The sequence below is a fragment of the Thauera sp. K11 genome (assembly GCF_002354895.1).
Lineage (GTDB): Bacteria > Pseudomonadota > Gammaproteobacteria > Burkholderiales > Rhodocyclaceae > Thauera > Thauera sinica.
The window spans coordinates 610,054-626,294 of the sequence record NZ_CP023439.1 but is presented as its reverse complement, the minus strand read 5'-3'; the positions used below and the strand labels follow the sequence as shown (position 1 = coordinate 626,294).

Genomic DNA, 16,241 nt, shown 5'->3' with positions numbered 1-16,241 from the left:
CCATGCGAACTCACTACTGCGGCAAAGTCACCGCCGCCGACCTCGACCAGATCGTCACCCTCTGCGGCTGGGTCCATCGCCGCCGCGATCACGGCGGCGTCATCTTCATCGACCTGCGCGACCGCGAGGGCCTGGTGCAGGTGGTGTGCGACCCGGACCGCGTCGAGACCTTCAGGATCGCCGAGTCGGTACGCAGCGAGTTCGTGCTGAAGCTGAGCGGCAAGGTCCGCCGCCGTCCGGCCGGCACCGAGAACGCCGGCCTCACCTCGGGCGAGATCGAGATCCTGTGCCACGACATCGAGGTGCTGAACGCCGCCGCCACGCCGCCGTTCCAGGTCGACGACGAGAACCTGTCCGAGACCGTGCGCCTGACCAACCGCGTCATCGACCTGCGCCGCCCGCAGATGCAGAAGAACCTGATGCTGCGCTACAAGGTCACGATGGCCTTCCGCCGCTTCCTCGACACCGCCGGCTTCGTCGACGTCGAGACGCCGATGCTCACCAAGAGCACGCCGGAAGGCGCGCGCGACTACCTCGTGCCCTCTCGCGTGCATCCGGGCCAGTTCTTCGCCCTGCCGCAGTCGCCGCAATTGTTCAAGCAGTTGCTGATGGTGGCCGGCTTCGACCGCTACTACCAGATCGTCAAGTGCTTCCGCGACGAGGACCTGCGCGCCGACCGCCAGCCCGAATTCACCCAGGTCGACCTCGAAACCTCGTTCATGAACGAATCCGAGATCACCGCCCTGGTGGAGGAGATGATCCGCTACGTCTTCAAGGAAGCGCTGGCGGTCGAACTGCCCTCCCCCTTCCCGCGCATGACCTACGCCGAGGCCATGCGCCGCTACGGCTCGGACAAGCCGGACCTGCGCGTCACGCTGGAACTCACCGACGTCACCGACACGGTGCAGGACGTCGCCTTCAAGGTGTTCAGCGGCCCCGCCACCACGGGCGGCCGCGTCGCCGCGATGCGCGTGCCCGGCGGCAACAGCCTGACCCGCGGCGAGATCGACGAATACACGAAGTTCGTCGGCATCTACGGCGCCAAGGGCCTCGCCTACATCAAGGTCAACGACGCCACCCAGCCCAACGAGCAGGGCCTGCAGTCGCCCATCGTCAAGAACCTGCACGAGACCGCCCTGCGCACCATCCTCGAGCGAACCGGCGCGCAGTCGGGCGACCTGATCTTCTTCGGCGCCGACAAGACCAAGATCGTCAACGACGCGATGGGCGCGCTGCGCCTCAAGATCGGCCACGAGAAGGGCTCTCAGTTGGGCTGCCTCACCGGCGAAGCCTGGCGCCCGCTGTGGGTGGTCGATTTCCCGATGTTCGAGTACGACGAGGACGACAAGCGCTGGGTCGCCTGCCACCACCCCTTCACCAGCCCGAAGGACGAACACATCGAACTGCTCGAGACCAGCCCCGGCGAATGCCTGGCCAAGGCCTACGACCTCGCGCTCAACGGCTGGGAGATCGGCGGCGGCTCGGTGCGCATCCACCGCGCCGACGTGCAGGCAAAGGTGTTCGATGCGCTCGACATCGGCCCCGAGGAACAGCAGCAGAAGTTCGGCTTCCTGCTCGACGCGCTGAAGTACGGCGCCCCGCCGCACGGCGGCCTGGCCTTCGGCCTGGACCGGATCGTGACGATGATGACCGGCGCCGAATCCATCCGCGACGTGATCGCCTTCCCGAAGACGCAGCGCGCCCAGTGCCTGCTGACCGACGCGCCGGGCGAGGTCGACGAGAAGCAGTTGCGCGAACTGCACATCCGCCTGCGGCAGAAGGTCGAGACCCAGGTCGAGGTCGGCAGGGCCTGAAGCGGCGGGAGAGCAATGATCGCGAAAGGCGGATGCGAAGGCATCCGCTTTTTTTCGCCCGCACATCCGGCGCTTCAGCAAGCGGCATACATGCCGTAATCTTGTCATCGGCCTTACCGCCGCATGAAGCCTACGCCTCCGCGCCCATGCCCGTTCCCGATCCGCTCAACGTCCTCGTCGTCGAAAGCCAGCCCACCATGCGCACCCAGTTGCGCACGATGCTGGCCTCGATCGGCCTGGAGGGCGCGCAGTTCGCCCCCTCCGCGAACATCGCCATGCGGCGGCTGCGCGAGCGGCGCTACGACCTGATCCTGTGCGAATACCACCTCGGCGACGGGCAGGATGGCCAGCATCTGCTGGAAGACCTGCGCCAGCACGAGATCATCCCCCTCGACACGCTGTTCGTGATGATCAGCGGCGAGATGAACTACGAACGCGTCGTCAGCACCTGCGAGCTGGCACCCAACGACTACATCCTCAAGCCGCTCACCGCCGAGACGCTGCGCGTCCGCCTGCAGCGTGCGTTCGACAAGCGCGACGCCTTCCTGCCCGCCTGGCAGGCCATCGGCATCGGCGACACGCTGGGGGCGATCGCCCTGTGCCGCGAGGCGCACGACCGCCATCCGCCGTACCAGATCGACTTCATGCGGCTGCAGGCGGAACTGCACCAGTCCATCGGGCAGTTCGACCAGGCGGAAACCCTGTACCGGCAGATCCTCGAACTCAAGCCGATCCCATGGGCGGAACTCGGCCTCGCCCGCACGCTGATGCTGCGCAAGCGCCACGGCGAGGCGGAAGACATCCTCGCCCGCCTCGTGGCCGCGAACGAGCGCTTCATCGAAGCCTACGACCTGCTGACCCGGCTGCGCGAAGAAACCGGCCGTACCGCGGCGGCACGCGACATGCTGCGCTCCGCCACCGAACGTTCGCCGTACCGCCTGAAGCGGCTGCGGCACCTGGGCGAACTGTCGCTGACGGTGGGCGACCCCGCCGCCGCCGAGACGGCCTTCGCCGAAGTCGTGCGCAAGGGCAAGTATTCCGATTTCGCGGACCCCGAGGATCACGTCCGCCTGGTGCAGGCCCAGCTCGCCCAGATGAAGCTCGACCAGGCCGCGACCAGCATCTCCGACCTCGATCGCTACCTGGGCAGGCAGCCCAAGGGCGAGTTGTGCAAGGCCCTGTGCACCGCCATGCTCAATGCCCGCGCGGGTGACCTGCAGCGTGCGCGGGACGCGCTGCAGGCGGCGTCGCGGGCGAGCCGCCGCGGCGCCCAGTTGTCGGTGGGCCTGCGCCAGGAACTGGTGAAGGCATGCTTCGACCATCAGATGGGCGACGAGGGCAGCGAACTGGTGGTCGACATCCTGCGCACCGCGGCCGACGAGCGCTCCATCGAAAGCACGCGCGAACTGCTGAAGGCCCGCGGCCTGGAGTCGCTGTCGCGGCAGATCGAGGCCCGCGTGCAGGAAGAGGTGAAATCCCTCATCACCGTGGGCGCAGAGAAGGCGCGCGCGGGAGACTTCGACGGCGCCGTCGCCGAAATGATGAATGCCGCGCGCAAGATGCCCGGCAACCCGCAGGTACTGTTCAACGCCGCGCTCGCGCTGATGCGCCACATCGAACACCGCGGCTGGAACGACGCCCTTGCGGCGCAGGCGCGCGGGCTGATCGACCGTGCGCGCAAGCTCTCGCCCGCCAGCCCGAGGCTTGCGGCGCTGACCGAGTTCATGCACCAGCAGATCAAGCGCTACGGCATCCGCCCGGGGCGCGTCATGGCGCGCCCCCGCCCCTTCTGACCGCCGCCCGCCATGATCCGCACCTTCCTCGTCCGCCTGCTGGGGCTTCTCTTCCTGCTCGGCGGCACCGCCGGCTGCGGGCCCGCCGCATCCGATGCCGGCGCCGGGCCGTCCGCACGCGCCGGCCAGTCGGCGCGGCACGGCCTGCCGCCCGAGGCACTCGACACGCTCGCCCAGATCCGGCGCGGCGGCCCCTTCCCCTACCGCAAGGACGGCAGCGTGTTCCAGAACCGCGAGCGCCTGCTGCCCGCCATGCCGCGCGGCTACTACCGCGAATACACGGTGCCCACGCCCGGCTCGCACGACCGGGGAGCGCGCCGCATCGTCAGCGGCGGCGACCCGCCCGAGGTGTATTACTACACGCAGGATCACTACCGCAGCTTCCGCCGCATCGAGCCGCAGCCATGAATACGCCCCACCCCGCCCCCGCGGCGACGCCCGGTGCCGCCGTCATCGCCATCGAGCTTGCCGGTTGCCGCACGAAGGCCGACCTGCTGGCCCGCATCGCCTCCGCCATGCGCTTTCCGGACTGGTTCGGACACAACTGGGATGCGCTGGCCGACTGCCTGACGGATCTCTCGTGGCTGCCGGCGCCGGCCTATGTGCTCGAACTGCGGCATTTCGGCGACCTGCGCAGCGCGGCCCCGGACGCCGCGGGCACGCTGCTGGAGATCCTCGCCGGCGCCGCGGCCTTCTGGACGGATCAGGGCATCGGTTTCGACGTCGTCGATATGGACGGCACGCGCGGGTAGCCCGCAACCCGCCCGCGGCCGTCCCGCGGGAACCCCTACGCCTGGCGCGGCTCCGCGCTCACCGCGGAGAACGGCCCGGCCGACTCCGTCTCCGCGCATGCCCGGGGCACATCGCCCGACTCCCTGCGCCAGATCAAGGGCCGGCGGCGCGGCCCTTGAAAACACGGGTTCCGCGCCTATATTCGTGGTGAAGCCGGACGACCGGCGCCATTCCGAACAAAGGAGAGCAAGACATGAGCAACATCATCCGTCGTGACCCCCTCGATGATTTCTTCCGCGGCTTTTTCGTGCGGCCGGTCGATTTCGGTGCAGGCACCGGTCTTTCCGCCGAAGCGCCGCAGATGCGTGTGGACGTGAAGGAAACCGCCGAGAGCTACGAAGTCCATGCCGAACTGCCCGGGATGAAGAAGGAAGACATCCACGTCCACATCGACGGCCCGGTGATCTCGATCAGCGCCGAGCGCAAGCAGGAGAAGGAAGTGAAGGAAGGCGAGCGCGTGCTGCGCACCGAGCGCTACTTCGGCAAGGTGTCGCGCAGCTTCCAGCTCGGCCAGGACGTCGACGAGGCAAAAGCCACGGCGAGGTTCGCCGACGGCGTGCTGGCCCTGACGCTGCCCAAGAAGGCCGAAGCCCAGGCGAAGCGCCTGACGATCGACTGAGGCGGTTCCCCGCCGCGATTCGCGCTGCAGCCCGCCCGTCGCCGTGACGGGCGGGCTTTTTCACGCGTCGGGACGCACCGGCAGCGCGGCCGGGCGGTGCCGCACCGCGCAATGGTTTGCGATGGCGACGAAATCGGCCATCGACAGGCGCTCGCCGCGCAGGCCGGAGTCCAGCCCCACGGCGACGAAATCCACGTCGTCCATGAACTCGCGCAGCGTGTTCTTCAAGGTCTTGCGGCGCTGGCCGAAGGCGGCGGTGACGATGCGGCCGAAGAGATCCTCGTCGGTGGCGCCGAGCTGCTCCGCCGGCAGCGGCACCATGCGCACGATGCTGGACATCACCTTGGGCGCCGGCCGGAAGGCGCCCGGCGGCACGTCGAACAGGCGCCCCATGCGAAAGCGGTACTGCAGCATCACCGACAGGCGCCCGTACTCCTCGGTGCCGGGCTCCGCCACCATGCGCATCACCACCTCCTTCTGCAGCATGAAGGTCATGTCCTTCACGCCGGCGGCGAACTCGGCGAGGTGGAACAGGATGGGCGTCGAAATGTTGTAGGGCAGGTTGCCGACGATGCGCAGCCTGCGCCCCTCTCCGCCGGGCGGGCCGTCCGCGAGGCTGCCGAAGTCGAACTTCAGCGCATCGCCCTCGTGGATCGTGATCCTGTCGGGCGTCCAGGTTTCGCGCAGGCGCGCGATCAGGTCGCGGTCGATCTCGACGACGTGCAGATGGCCGAGGCGCTCGATCAGCGGCGCGGTCATCGCTCCGAGGCCGGGGCCGATCTCGACCATTACGTCTCCCGGCTGCGGCCGGATGGCGTCGATGATGCGCCGGATGATGTTCGGGTCAGACAGGAAGTTCTGGCCGAAGCGCTTGCGCGCGCGATGGCCTCCGGTTTCGTGGTCCCGCATGCCCGCCTTCAGGCCGCGGCGGCGCCGTTGCGCACCGCCGCGATCATCGCCAACGCGACATCGACCGCCGCATACAGGCTGCCGGGGTCGGCGCGACCCGTTCCTGCGAGATCGAAAGCGGTACCGTGGTCGACCGAGGTGCGGATGACCGGCAGGCCGAGCGTCACGTTCACGCCGCCGCCGAAGCTGGCGTGCTTGAGCACCGGCAGGCCCTGGTCGTGATACATCGCCAGCACCGCATCCCCCTGCGACAGCGTGTGCGGCACGAACAGGGTGTCGGCGGGCAGCGGGCCGGCGAGGCGCATGCCCTCCGCGCGCAGGCGCTCGAGTACCGGAGCGATGACTTCGATCTCCTCGCGGCCCAGGTGCCCACCCTCGCCGGCGTGCGGATTCAGGCCGGCGACCAGGATGCGCGGCGCGGCGAGCCCGAAGCGGGTAGCGAGATCGCCGTGCAGGATCCGCAGCGTCCGCTCCACCGCATCCTGCGTGATCGCCGCCGGAACCGCGGACAGCGGCAGGTGGGTGGTGACGAGCGCGACGCGCAGGCCGCCGCCCACCAGCATCATCACCACGCGCGGGGTGCCGGTGCGTTCGGCGAGATATTCGGTGTGGCCCGAAAACGGCACGCCGGCATCGCAGATGACGCCCTTGTGCACCGGCGCCGTGACCATGCCGGCGAACTCGCCGCCGACGCAGCCGGCCAGCGCGCGGTCGAGCAGGCCGAGCACGTGGCACGCGTTGGCCGGATCGGGCACGCCGACGCGCGCGGGCACCGCCAGCGGAAGATGCAGGACTTCGAGGACGCCCGACTCCGCCCTCCCCGCCGGCTCGTAGGGCCGCACGGCGACGGGCCGGCCGGCCTGCGCCGCGCGCTCCCGGATCAGGTCGATGTCGCCGAGCACGACCAGGCGCGCCGGCCAGGACCGCTCCACCAGGCGGGCGCACAGTTCCGGACCGACGCCGGCGGGTTCGCCGCTGGTGATCGCCAGCCGCGGCGGCATGGCGACTGGACTCACTCGCGGCCCAGGCGGTTGTCGACGTAGGTGCTGTCGCGCAACTGGCGTACCCAGTCCTCGTAGGCTTGCTCGGCCTTGCGCTCGCGCAGCGCCGCGCGCGCGAAACTGCGCTTGCGCTCGTCGGTGACGTCCTGCATGCGGCGCTCCAGCACCTGGATCAGATGCCAGCCGAACGGCGAATGCACCGGCGGGCTGACTTCGCCCGGCTTCAGCGCGTTCATCGCGCGCTCGAATTCCGGCACGGTGTCGCCCGGGTTCACCCAGCCCAGGTCGCCGCCCTTCGCGGCGGAAAGGTCGGCCGAACTCGCCTTGGCCAGTTCGCCGAAATCGGCGCCGTTCACGATGCGCTCGCGCAGGCCCTGCAGCCGGGCTTCGGCTTCGGCATCGGACAGCACCTCGGAGGTCTTGATCAGGATGTGGCGCGCGCGCGTCTGCTCCAGCGTCTGCGCGGCCGCCACGTCGCCGCCGCGGCGGTCCATCAGCTTGACGATGTGGATGCCGGCCGCGCTGCGCATCGGCTGCGAAGTCTCGCCCGGCTTCAGGTCGCGCGCCGCATCCGCGAACAGGGCGGGCACGCGGTCCAGCCTGCGCCAGCCGAGGCTGCCGCCGTTGATGGCATCAGGCGCATCCGACGCCTCCGCGGCGACACGGCCGAAATCCTCGCCCCGCGCAGCCGGGCCATCACCGCCTCCGCGCGGCCGCGCAGGCGCTCGATCTGCTCCGGCGTGGGGCGCTCGGGCGCGCCGATCAGGATGTGCGACAGCAGGTATTCCTGGTTGCTGAAGGCGTCCGGATTGCTGGCGAGGAAGTTGTCGACCTCGGCATCGGTGACGACGATCTTGTTGTCCACCTCGCGTTCGCGCAGGCGCGTCAGCAGGATCTCGGTACGGATCTGGCCGCGGAACTGGTTCCACGACACGCCGTCCCTCTCCAGCGCCGCGCGCAACTGGTCGATGCCGAGCTTGTTGCTCTCGGCGATGCGCGCGATGGCGCGCTCGAGCGTGGCGTCGTCGACGCGCAGCGAGGTCTCGCGGGCCAGTTGCAACTGGGCGCGCTCGACGATCAGTCGCTCCAGCAACTGGCGCTCGAGCACGTCGTCGGGCGGCAGTTCCACGTTCTGCCGCTTCAACTGGCGCACGGTCTGGTCGATGCGCGAACGCAGTTCCTGCTGGGTGATCACCTCGTTGTTGACCACGGCGACGATGCGATCGACGTCCACCGGGCGCGTTGCGGCGCCGGCCGGCGAGGCGAGCACTGCGCAGGAAAGGCCGATGGCGAGGACGAGGCGGCTACGTGAGAAGAGTCGGTTCATGTTTGCTGGATGGGTTTCGGGGCGGCATACGCGGTCTGCCCGGTCAGTTGCCGAAGACGCGGTCGGCAGTGGGGTCGTTGATCTTGCCATAGCCCGGCACGCTGCGCTTGATCAGGTTGAGCGGGCTGGAGCCGATGCTGGCGAGGTCATTGAGTTCGAGCTGGACGAAGAAAGCCTTGTTGGATTCGTTGCTGTCGAGCGCGTAGCGGTGCATCGCGGCGCGGAACACCCAGCAGCCGCCATCGTATTCGAGCCCGCCGACGGCTTCGGTGACGCGATCCTCCTTGAGCGAATGCGTCACCCGGCCGACGCCATACCAGTTGCCCCACAGCGGCCACTGGCCCGACAGGTCGACGTCGCGCAGGCCGACGGTGCCGTCCGTGCTGCGCAGGTTGCGCGCGTAGCGGTAGCTCGCGTTCAGCGCCTTGCCGAACTCGGGCTGGTAGCGCAGCGCGACATTGAAACGCTCGGTCTGGCTGTCGTTCGGGTTGTACTGCAGCAGCGATTCGATCGAGGTATTGCGCGTCAGCCGCCCGCTCAGGCCGCCGAGGATGTCGGCGCGCCGGCTGGTACGCGGCTCCTCGCCCGCCGTCACCCGCTGGTCCTCGAAGTAGTAGCGCTGGCCAACGAGCGCGCGGATGCGCTCGGCGCCGGTCGCCGGATCGATCAGGCGCGTGGTGACCGCGGCGGTGAGGTCGTTCGCGTCGCCGATGCGGTCGCCGCCGGTGTAGCGGTTCTCGGAGAAGATCTGCGCGAAACCGAAGTCGTAGCGGCTGGTGTCGAACAGCGGGATGTCGGCCTGGCGGCGATACGGCACGTTGAGGTAGTAGAGGCGCGGTTCGAGCGTCTGGGTGAAATTCGTGCCGAAGAAGTTCGCGTCGCGCTCGAAGATCAGGCCGCTGTCGATGGAGAAGATCGGCAGCGTCCGGGTGATCGAATCGCGTTCGCCCGGCACCTCCTGCGGGCGCTGGAGATCGTAGCTGGTGTAGTGGATGCCGATCTTGGGCGTCAGGAAGTAGGCCGCACCGCGGATCGGCAGCGACAACTGGGGATAGGCCATCACCCGCGTGCCGTCGGGCTGGTAGTCCTGCGGCCCCTCGAAGCGCACGTACTCGCTGTCGAGGGCGAAGGTCAGGCCGCCGGCGAGGTCGGGGCGGAACGCATTGAGCATGAGCTGGGGCAGCCGCCGGTAGGGGGAGCCGTTCCTGACCTCGGGGTCGGGGCTCAGGGTCTGGTAGCTCTGCATCAATGCCGAGGCCGTCCACCATCCGCCGCCGGTATAGACGAGCTGGCCCTGGCGCAGCAGGTTCACCCTCGATGCCATCGCCACGCGGGACGACAGGTCCTCGAAGTAGCGGTCGTCGGACACCGCGTTGAGGTCCAGGGCGCCATACAGCGTGGGCGTCAGCCACTGCTGGTGCTGCAGCGAGCCCAACGCGCGCTCCTTGCCCAGCATCTTGTCTTCCGGCAGCCACTCGACGCGGCTCTCGCCGCGATAGCTGTCGCCCATGTAGCGGAACTCGCCGGCGATCTGCACGCCGCGCTTCGACATGAAGCGCGGCGCGATCGTCGCATCGTAGTTGGGCGCGATGTTCCAGTAGTAGGGCGCCGAGATGTCGACGCCCGTCTTGGTCGACACGCCGAAGGTCGGTGGCAGGAAGCCGGACTGGCGCCGGCCGACCAGCGGAAACTCCGCCCACGGCATCCAGAAGATCGGCGTGTCCATGAACACCACCGACGCGCCCCGCGCGCTGCCGACCTCGCGGTCGTAGTCGAGTTCGAGATCGCGCGCCTTGATGTACCAGTCGGGGTCCCGCGCCTGGCAGGTGCTCCAGGTGGCGTTCTGCAGCCGGTAGTGGTTCTCGCCTTCCAGGCTCATCACGTCCGCCTGGCCGCTGCCCGAGACCTCGCGCGGCGGATCGCCCGGCTCCAGCGGCGGGCGGGTGCGGGTCATCGAGTAGCTGGGCGAATCGAAGGTGCCCACCTGGTCGCCGACGACGAGTTCCGCATGCGGACCGGTCACCACCGAGGTGCCCTGCCGCAGCTTGACGTTGCCGTCGGCGATGGCCTGGTCGGTCACCTCGCGGTAGGTGACGGTGTCGGCGGTGAGCAGCACGTCGTCGCGCTGCAGCTCGGCATCGCCCTCCGCCACCAGCTCCACGGTACGCGTGCCGCGCAGGCGCAGCGCCGTGACCGCGGTGGCGCCGCGCGCAACCGCTTCGGTCGGCTGCGCGCGGGCGGCATCCGTGCCCGCGCCTGCGGGAACGGCCGCGGCCGGAGCGGGCTTCGCCGACGGAGGGGGCTCCTGCCGCTGCGGCGCCTGTTCCGCCGCCCGGGCAGCCGCGGCGCGCCGGCCATTCGCGCCGGCACCGGCGGCAGCCCCGCCACCGTCGGCCGCGCTCGCGGCGGGCTCCACCCGCTCCGGCGCCGGACTCGCCGGCGGCCTGGCCGCGCGCGCCGGCGCACCGCCGCGCACGAGGTCCGGCGACACCACGAGGGCCGGCATGTCCGCCGCGATGGCGGCGCCGGACATCCAGCACAACAGCAACGGTATGGCGCGCAGCCTGGTGTTCAAACCCTTCTCAGACACAGTGCTCCCCGACATTCACGGTGGCAGGCCGCCCACCGGAACGACCGTATTGATAAACTTGCGGATTGTACACGAACGCCTGCGGAGAACCCGTTTGCACCGCCTCGAACAACTGCACGCCTGGCTGGCCGATGTCATGCCCGGCCGCACCTGCCGGCTCGCGCCCGCCTCGGCCGACGCGAGCTTTCGCCGCTACTTCCGCGTCAGCTTCGACGACGGCGCCCCGTCGCGGATCGTCATGGACGCGCCGCCGTCGCACGAGGATTGCCGCCCCTGGCTGCACGTCGCCGACCTGTTCCGCAAGGCCGGCGCGCACGTGCCCGACGTGCTGGCGCACGATACCGGACACGGTTTCCTGCTGCTGTCCGACCTCGGCTCGACCACCTACCTCGCTGCGCTGAAGGAGGAAGGCACGCCGCACGACCCGCAGCGCGCCGCCCATCTCTATGCCGACGCGCTCGGCACGCTGGCGGCGATCCAGGCCGCGAGCCGGCCGGGGGAACTGCCCGAGTACGACCGCGCGCTGCTGCTGCGCGAGATGATGCTGTTCCCGGAGTGGTACGTCGCGCGCCACAAGGGCGTCGAACTGAGCGCCGCCGAGAACGCGATGCTGCAGGCCAGCTTCGAGCGCATCCTCGCGGCCAACCTCGCCGAGCCCCGCGTCTTCGTGCATCGCGACTTCCACTCCCGCAACCTGATGCTGATCGACCCCGCCGCCGGGCGCGGCGCCAACCCGGGCGTGATCGACTTCCAGGACGCGGTATATGGCCCCATCACCTACGATCTCGTCTCGCTGTTCAAGGATGCCTACATCCGCTGGGACGAGGAATTCGTTCTCGACCTGCTGGTGCGCTACTGGGAGGCGGCGAGAAAGCTCGGCCTGCCGGTGCGCGGGGACTTCGCCGATTTCCACCGCGACTACGAATGGATGGGCGTGCAGCGCCACCTCAAGGTGCTGGGCATCTTCGCGCGGCTGTATCACCGCGACGGCAAGGACGGCTACCTGGCCGACATGCCGCTGGTGATGGACTACCTGCGCCGCGCCTGCAAGCGCTACCGCGACCTCGGCCCGCTGCTGAAGCTGCTCGACCGGCTCGAGCCGGAAGAGGTGCAGGCCGGCTACACCTTCTGACGATGAAGGCGATGATCCTGGCCGCGGGCCGCGGCGAACGCATGCGCCCGCTCACCGACCACACGCCGAAACCGCTGCTCGAGGCAGGCGGCAAGCCGCTGATCGTGTGGCACGTCGAGCGGCTGCGCGAGGCCGGCTTCACCGAGCTGGTCATCAACCACGCCCACCTCGGCCATCTGCTCGAAGCCGCGCTCGGCGACGGCCGCCGCTACGGCGTGCGCATCGACTGGTCGCCCGAGCGCGAGGCGCTGGAGACGGCCGGCGGCATCCGCCAGGCCCTGCCGTTGCTCGGCGACGAACCCTTCCTGGTGGTCAATGGCGACGTGTTCTGCGATGCCGATTTCGCCGCGGTCAGTCTCCGGACGGACGATCTCGCGCAGTTGCTGCTGGTGCCCAACCCGGCGCATCACCCGGCGGGCGACTTCCTGCTGCGCGGCGGGCGCATCGTCCCCGGCGAGGATGTGCATGACGCGCACGATGCGCGCCTGACCTTCTCCGGCATCGGCATGTACCACCCCGCGCTCTTCGCCGGGCTTGCCGCCGGCAGCAAGGCCAGGCTCGCGCCGCTGCTGCGCGAGGCCGCCACCGCCGGCCGCGTCGGCGGCAGCCGGCACGACGGCCTCTGGGTGGACGTGGGCACGCCGGCCCGGCTGGCCGAACTGGACCGCAGCCTGCGCATCGAAGCTGAACGAAGCCCCGCCCGCGGCGAGTGACATAATCCGGACATGAACGCCCCTACCGAAGCCCCCACCCTCGACATCGCCCCCTTCCGCGCCCGCCGCGAGCGGCTGCTCGCACGCATGGACGCGGTCGGCGGCGGCGTCGCCATCCTGCCCACCGCGCCGGAGCGCACGCGCAACCGCGACACGCACTACCCCTACCGGCACGACAGCTACTTCCACTACCTCACCGGATTCCGCGAGCCCGAAGCGGTCGTCGTGCTGGTGGCCGGCGCCGAGCCCAAGCAGATCCTGTTCTGCCGCCAGAAGGACGAGGAGCGCGAGATCTGGGACGGCTTTCGCCACGGGCCGGACGCGGCCTGCGAACTCTTCGGCTTCGACGAAGCCTGGAGCGTCGGCGACCTCGAGCGCCGGCTGCCGGACTTTCTCGCCAACCAGCCGGTGCTGTGGTGCGGGCTGGGCTACGACAACGAATGGGACGGCAAGGTGATGGCCGCCCTCAACGCGGTGCGCGCCAGCGCCCGCACCGGCGTCACGCCGCCGCACTCGGTGCGCGACCTGCGCGCCGACCTCGACGAGATGCGCCTGATCAAGGACGCCAGCGAACTCGCCACGATGCGGAACGCCGGCCGGATCTCCGCCGCGGCGCATTGCCGCGCGATGCGCGCGGCGCGCCCGGGGCGCTTCGAATACGAGATCGAGGCCGAACTGCTGCACGCCTTCCGCGCCGCCGGCAGCCAGTACCCCGCCTACCCCTCCATCGTCGCCAGCGGCGCCAACGCCTGCGTGCTGCACTACGTCGAGAACGACCACCGCATGGAAGATGGCGACCTGCTGCTGATCGACGCCGGCTGCGAACTCGACGGCTACGCCTCCGACATCACCCGCAGCTTCCCGGTCAACGGCCGCTACACCGGCCCGCAGCGCGACATCTACCAGCTCGTGCTCGACGCGCAGCACGCCGCGCGCGCCGAGATCCGCCCCGGCGCGCACTGGAACCAACCGCACGAGGCGGCGGTGAAGGTGCTGGCGCAGGGCATGATCGATCTCGGCCTGCTGCAGGGACAGCTCGACGACGTGCTGGAAAAGGGCGACTACCGCCGCTTCTACATGCACCGCACCGGCCACTGGCTCGGCATGGACGTGCACGACGCCGGCGAATACAAGCTCGGCGGCGACTGGCGCCCGCTCGAGGCCGGCATGGTGCTGACGGTGGAGCCCGGCTGCTACATCCGCCCCGCGGCAGACGTGCCGCAGACCTTCTGGAACATCGGCGTGCGCATCGAGGACGACGCCGTGGTCACCGCCGACGGCTGCGAATACCTGACCGACGGCGTGCCGCGCGAAATCGCCGACATCGAAGCGCTGATGCGGGATGCGAACCGTGCCTGACCTGCTGATCGTCGGCGCCGGACCTGTCGGCCTGGCGCTCGCGCTGGCGCTGAGGGACGGCGGCCTCGACATCGTGCTGGCCGACGCCCGCCCGCGCGAGGCGGTCTCTTCCGACCCGCGCGACCTCGCGCTCGCCCACGGCAGCCGCCTCACGTTGCAGCGCCTGGGCGTGTGGGAGGCGATCCCGAAGACCCCCATCGAGCACATCCACGTCTCGCAGCAGGGCGGGCTGGGGCGCACGCTGATCGATGCCGCCGAGTACGACCTGCCGGCGCTGGGCTACGTCGCTCCGGCCGGCGCGCTGGCCGCCGCGCTGCGCGTCGCGGTCGACGCCGCCGGCATCCCCGTGCTGGACGCAACGGAAGTGACGAACCTCGCCTGCGGCGCCGATGACGTGGTCGCCAGCCTCGCCGGGGCGGACGGCGCCGCGTCGACCTTGCGCGCCCGGCTCGCCGCCTGCGCCGAGGGCGGCCTGCGCGCCGGCGATGCGGACGTGGTCGAGCACGACTACCGCCAGCACGCGCTCATCGCCCAGGTCGAGGTCGCCGGCGGCCATCGGCGCACCGCCTTCGAGCGCTTCACCCGCGAAGGCCCCATCGCGCTGCTGCCCCGCGGCGACGGCTACGCGCTGGTCCACGTTGCCCGGCCGGACACTGCCGACGCTTTGCTCGCCCTCGACGACGCGGCCTATCTCGCCCGCCTGCAGGGCCACATCGGCGGCCGTGCCCGCCTGACCGGCGTCGGCCCGCGCCTGCGCTATCCGCTGGTACTGCGCTACCGGCGCACCGCCGTCGGCGAGCGCACCGTGTGGCTCGGCAATGCCGCGCAGACGCTGCATCCGGTCGCGGGCCAGGGCTTCAACCTCGCCCTGCGCGACGTGTGGGCGCTCGCCGACACCCTGCAGCGCAAGCAGGCCGCCCACCCGCCCGGCGCCGCCAGCACGATGCAGGGCGGTTTCGACCCCGGCGCCCCGGCGGTGCTCGCCGCCTACGCGGCGAGCCGCGGGCTCGACCGCTTCGGCACCATCCGCTTCACCGACACCGTGGTGCGCACGTTCAGCAACGATTTCGCGCCGCTGCGCCATGCGCGCGGCGCGGCGCTGCTCGCACTCGACCTCCTTCCGCCGCTGCGCGGCTTCATCGCCCGCCGCATGATGTTCGGCGCGCGGGCCTGGCCCTGACCGCCGGCGCTCCCCGGCCCGGCACCAGACGCCCCCGGGCGGCACGCCGGCCGGCTGCAGGGCGACGTTCCCGCTACGCACACAAGGCCGCCCCGCGCAGGACGCAGGATTCATCGCACCTTCGCCGCGCAGGCTCCCCATGACGCAAAAGGCCCGCGCCCCTCGCGGGGCAACGGGCCTTCGCCGTGCGGCGGTGTCCTGCCGGATCAGAATGCCGGCACCACCGCGCCCTTGTACTTGTCGGCGATGAACTGCTTCACCTCGGGCGAATTCAGCGCCGCCGCCAGCTTCTTGATCGCCGGGCTGCTGGCGTTGTCCTCGCGCGCCACCAGCAGGTTGGCGTAGGGCGAGGTCGCATCCTCGATGAACAGCGAATCCTTCAACGGATCGAGGCCGGCCTCGATCGCGTAGTTGGTGTTGATCACCGCCAGATCAACCTGGTTCAGGATGCGCGGCAGCGTCGCCGCTTCCAGTTCGCGGATCTTCAGCTTCTTCGGGTTGGCGGCGATGTCCTTCTGCGTGGCCGAGATGTTGTTCGGGTCCTTCAGCGTGATCAAGCCCTTGCGCGCCATCAGCAGCAGCGCACGCCCGGAGTTCGACGGATCGTTCGGAATCGCCACCGTCGCGCCCTCGGGCAGCGCGGCCGCATCCTTGTACCTGGCCGAATACGCCCCCAGCGGCTCGACGTGGACCTTGGTGACGATGGTCTGGATGTCGTTCTTCTGCTTCTTCTTGAACTCGTCCAGATAGGGCTTGTGCAGGAAGAAGTTGCCATCGACCCGCTTCTCGTTGGTCTGCATGGACGGCTGCACGTAGTCGGTGAACACCTTCACCTCGAGCTGGACGCCTTCCTTGGCCAGCATCGGTTTGACGAATTCGAGGATCTCGGCGTGCGGCACCGGGGTGGCTGCGATGACGAGGCGGTCGGCCGCGTGGGCGGCGGCGACGGCGAGCGTGCCGAGTGCGGCGGCAAGCAGGTTGCGGAGGGTACGGGACATCTGAAGCTCCTTTG

General features: G+C 69.9%; 13 protein-coding genes and 1 pseudogene. 9 read left to right on the top strand and 5 right to left on the bottom strand.

Annotated features, from left to right (window positions below; all coding sequences use genetic code 11):
* Positions 1-2 precede the first annotated feature (2 nt).
* The 5 genes from aspS to CCZ27_RS02870 all read left to right on the top strand — a co-directional run bounded on the left by aspS (position 3) and on the right by CCZ27_RS02870 (position 5,018).
* The gene (aspS, locus tag CCZ27_RS02890; RefSeq protein WP_096445322.1) at positions 3-1,814 is read left to right on the top strand and encodes an aspartate--tRNA ligase; all 1,812 of its coding nucleotides are present in this window, start codon (positions 3-5) and stop codon (positions 1,812-1,814) included.
* Positions 1,815-1,960: 146 nt separating this feature from the next.
* Positions 1,961-3,607 (top strand): response regulator, encoded by a 1,647-nt coding sequence (locus CCZ27_RS02885; RefSeq protein ID WP_096445320.1) that lies wholly within the window; start codon positions 1,961-1,963, stop codon positions 3,605-3,607.
* A gap of 12 nt (positions 3,608-3,619) precedes the next feature.
* A complete protein-coding gene (locus tag CCZ27_RS02880; RefSeq protein WP_096445318.1) occupies positions 3,620-4,015 on the top strand; it encodes a guanyl-specific ribonuclease in 396 nt (131 codons plus the stop codon).
* Positions 4,012-4,359 (top strand): barstar family protein, encoded by a 348-nt coding sequence (locus CCZ27_RS02875; RefSeq protein WP_096445316.1) that lies wholly within the window; start codon positions 4,012-4,014, stop codon positions 4,357-4,359. The genes CCZ27_RS02880 and CCZ27_RS02875 overlap by 4 nt, the downstream gene beginning before the upstream one ends.
* 233 nt (positions 4,360-4,592) lie before the next feature.
* Positions 4,593-5,018, top strand: a complete 426-nt coding sequence (locus CCZ27_RS02870; protein WP_096445314.1) for an Hsp20/alpha crystallin family protein — start codon at positions 4,593-4,595, stop codon at positions 5,016-5,018.
* A gap of 60 nt (positions 5,019-5,078) precedes the next feature.
* Here the strand turns inward: CCZ27_RS02870 and rsmA are convergent, their stop codons facing one another.
* The 4 genes and pseudogenes from rsmA to CCZ27_RS02850 all read right to left on the bottom strand — a co-directional run bounded on the left by rsmA (position 5,079) and on the right by CCZ27_RS02850 (position 10,788).
* Complete coding sequence (gene rsmA / locus CCZ27_RS02865) at positions 5,079-5,927, bottom strand: 16S rRNA (adenine(1518)-N(6)/adenine(1519)-N(6))-dimethyltransferase RsmA (protein WP_096445312.1); 849 nt, start codon at positions 5,925-5,927, stop codon at positions 5,079-5,081.
* An 8-nt stretch (positions 5,928-5,935) separates the two neighbouring features.
* Positions 5,936-6,928: a 4-hydroxythreonine-4-phosphate dehydrogenase PdxA gene (pdxA, locus tag CCZ27_RS02860; protein WP_096445310.1), complete on the bottom strand. Its 993-nt coding sequence runs from the start codon at positions 6,926-6,928 to the stop codon at positions 5,936-5,938.
* Between the two features lie 11 nt (positions 6,929-6,939).
* A pseudogene (locus CCZ27_RS02855) lies at positions 6,940-8,255 on the bottom strand (peptidylprolyl isomerase).
* 43 nt (positions 8,256-8,298) lie between these two features.
* Complete coding sequence (locus CCZ27_RS02850) at positions 8,299-10,788, bottom strand: LPS-assembly protein LptD (RefSeq protein ID WP_198363334.1); 2,490 nt, start codon at positions 10,786-10,788, stop codon at positions 8,299-8,301.
* Between the two features lie 151 nt (positions 10,789-10,939).
* Here CCZ27_RS02850 and CCZ27_RS02845 point away from each other — a divergent pair, with 151 nt between their 5' ends.
* From CCZ27_RS02845 to CCZ27_RS02830, 4 genes are read left to right on the top strand one after another with little or no spacing between them, the layout of a single operon-like run.
* Positions 10,940-11,977 carry an aminoglycoside phosphotransferase family protein gene (locus tag CCZ27_RS02845; protein WP_096445308.1) on the top strand — a complete coding sequence of 346 codons (1,038 nt, stop codon included), beginning with the start codon at positions 10,940-10,942 and terminating at the stop codon, positions 11,975-11,977.
* A gap of 11 nt (positions 11,978-11,988) precedes the next feature.
* A complete protein-coding gene (gene murU / locus CCZ27_RS02840; protein WP_096452099.1) occupies positions 11,989-12,690 on the top strand; it encodes an N-acetylmuramate alpha-1-phosphate uridylyltransferase MurU in 702 nt (233 codons plus the stop codon).
* A gap of 12 nt (positions 12,691-12,702) precedes the next feature.
* Entirely contained in the window at positions 12,703-14,049 is a 1,347-nt protein-coding gene (pepP, locus tag CCZ27_RS02835) for a Xaa-Pro aminopeptidase (RefSeq protein WP_096445306.1), read from the top strand.
* The gene (locus tag CCZ27_RS02830) at positions 14,033-15,229 is read left to right on the top strand and encodes an FAD-dependent monooxygenase (protein ID WP_096445303.1); all 1,197 of its coding nucleotides are present in this window, start codon (positions 14,033-14,035) and stop codon (positions 15,227-15,229) included. The genes pepP and CCZ27_RS02830 overlap by 17 nt, the downstream gene beginning before the upstream one ends.
* A gap of 206 nt (positions 15,230-15,435) precedes the next feature.
* Here CCZ27_RS02830 and CCZ27_RS02825 read toward each other — a convergent pair whose 3' ends face one another.
* On the bottom strand, positions 15,436-16,227 hold the full coding sequence (locus CCZ27_RS02825; protein ID WP_096445301.1) for a MetQ/NlpA family ABC transporter substrate-binding protein: 792 nt from the start codon (positions 16,225-16,227) through the stop codon (positions 15,436-15,438).
* Positions 16,228-16,241: the final 14 nt, after the last annotated feature.

Excerpts from the sequence above, each read along its gene's own strand:
- aspS (WP_096445322.1), top strand. The coding sequence starts at position 3 with ATGCGAACTCACTACTGCGGCAAAGTCACCGCCGCCGACCTCGACCAG.
- CCZ27_RS02885 (WP_096445320.1), top strand. The coding sequence starts at position 1,961 with ATGCCCGTTCCCGATCCGCTCAACGTCCTCGTCGTCGAAAGCCAGCCC.
- CCZ27_RS02880 (WP_096445318.1), top strand. The coding sequence starts at position 3,620 with ATGATCCGCACCTTCCTCGTCCGCCTGCTGGGGCTTCTCTTCCTGCTC.
- CCZ27_RS02875 (WP_096445316.1), top strand. The coding sequence starts at position 4,012 with ATGAATACGCCCCACCCCGCCCCCGCGGCGACGCCCGGTGCCGCCGTC.
- CCZ27_RS02870 (WP_096445314.1), top strand. The coding sequence starts at position 4,593 with ATGAGCAACATCATCCGTCGTGACCCCCTCGATGATTTCTTCCGCGGC.
- rsmA (WP_096445312.1), bottom strand. The coding sequence starts at position 5,927 with ATGCGGGACCACGAAACCGGAGGCCATCGCGCGCGCAAGCGCTTCGGC.
- pdxA (WP_096445310.1), bottom strand. The coding sequence starts at position 6,928 with ATGCCGCCGCGGCTGGCGATCACCAGCGGCGAACCCGCCGGCGTCGGT.
- CCZ27_RS02850 (WP_198363334.1), bottom strand. The coding sequence starts at position 10,788 with ATGTCCGGCGCCGCCATCGCGGCGGACATGCCGGCCCTCGTGGTGTCG.
- murU (WP_096452099.1), top strand. The coding sequence starts at position 11,989 with ATGATCCTGGCCGCGGGCCGCGGCGAACGCATGCGCCCGCTCACCGAC.
- pepP (WP_096445306.1), top strand. The coding sequence starts at position 12,703 with ATGAACGCCCCTACCGAAGCCCCCACCCTCGACATCGCCCCCTTCCGC.
- CCZ27_RS02830 (WP_096445303.1), top strand. The coding sequence starts at position 14,033 with ATGCGAACCGTGCCTGACCTGCTGATCGTCGGCGCCGGACCTGTCGGC.
- CCZ27_RS02825 (WP_096445301.1), bottom strand. The coding sequence starts at position 16,227 with ATGTCCCGTACCCTCCGCAACCTGCTTGCCGCCGCACTCGGCACGCTC.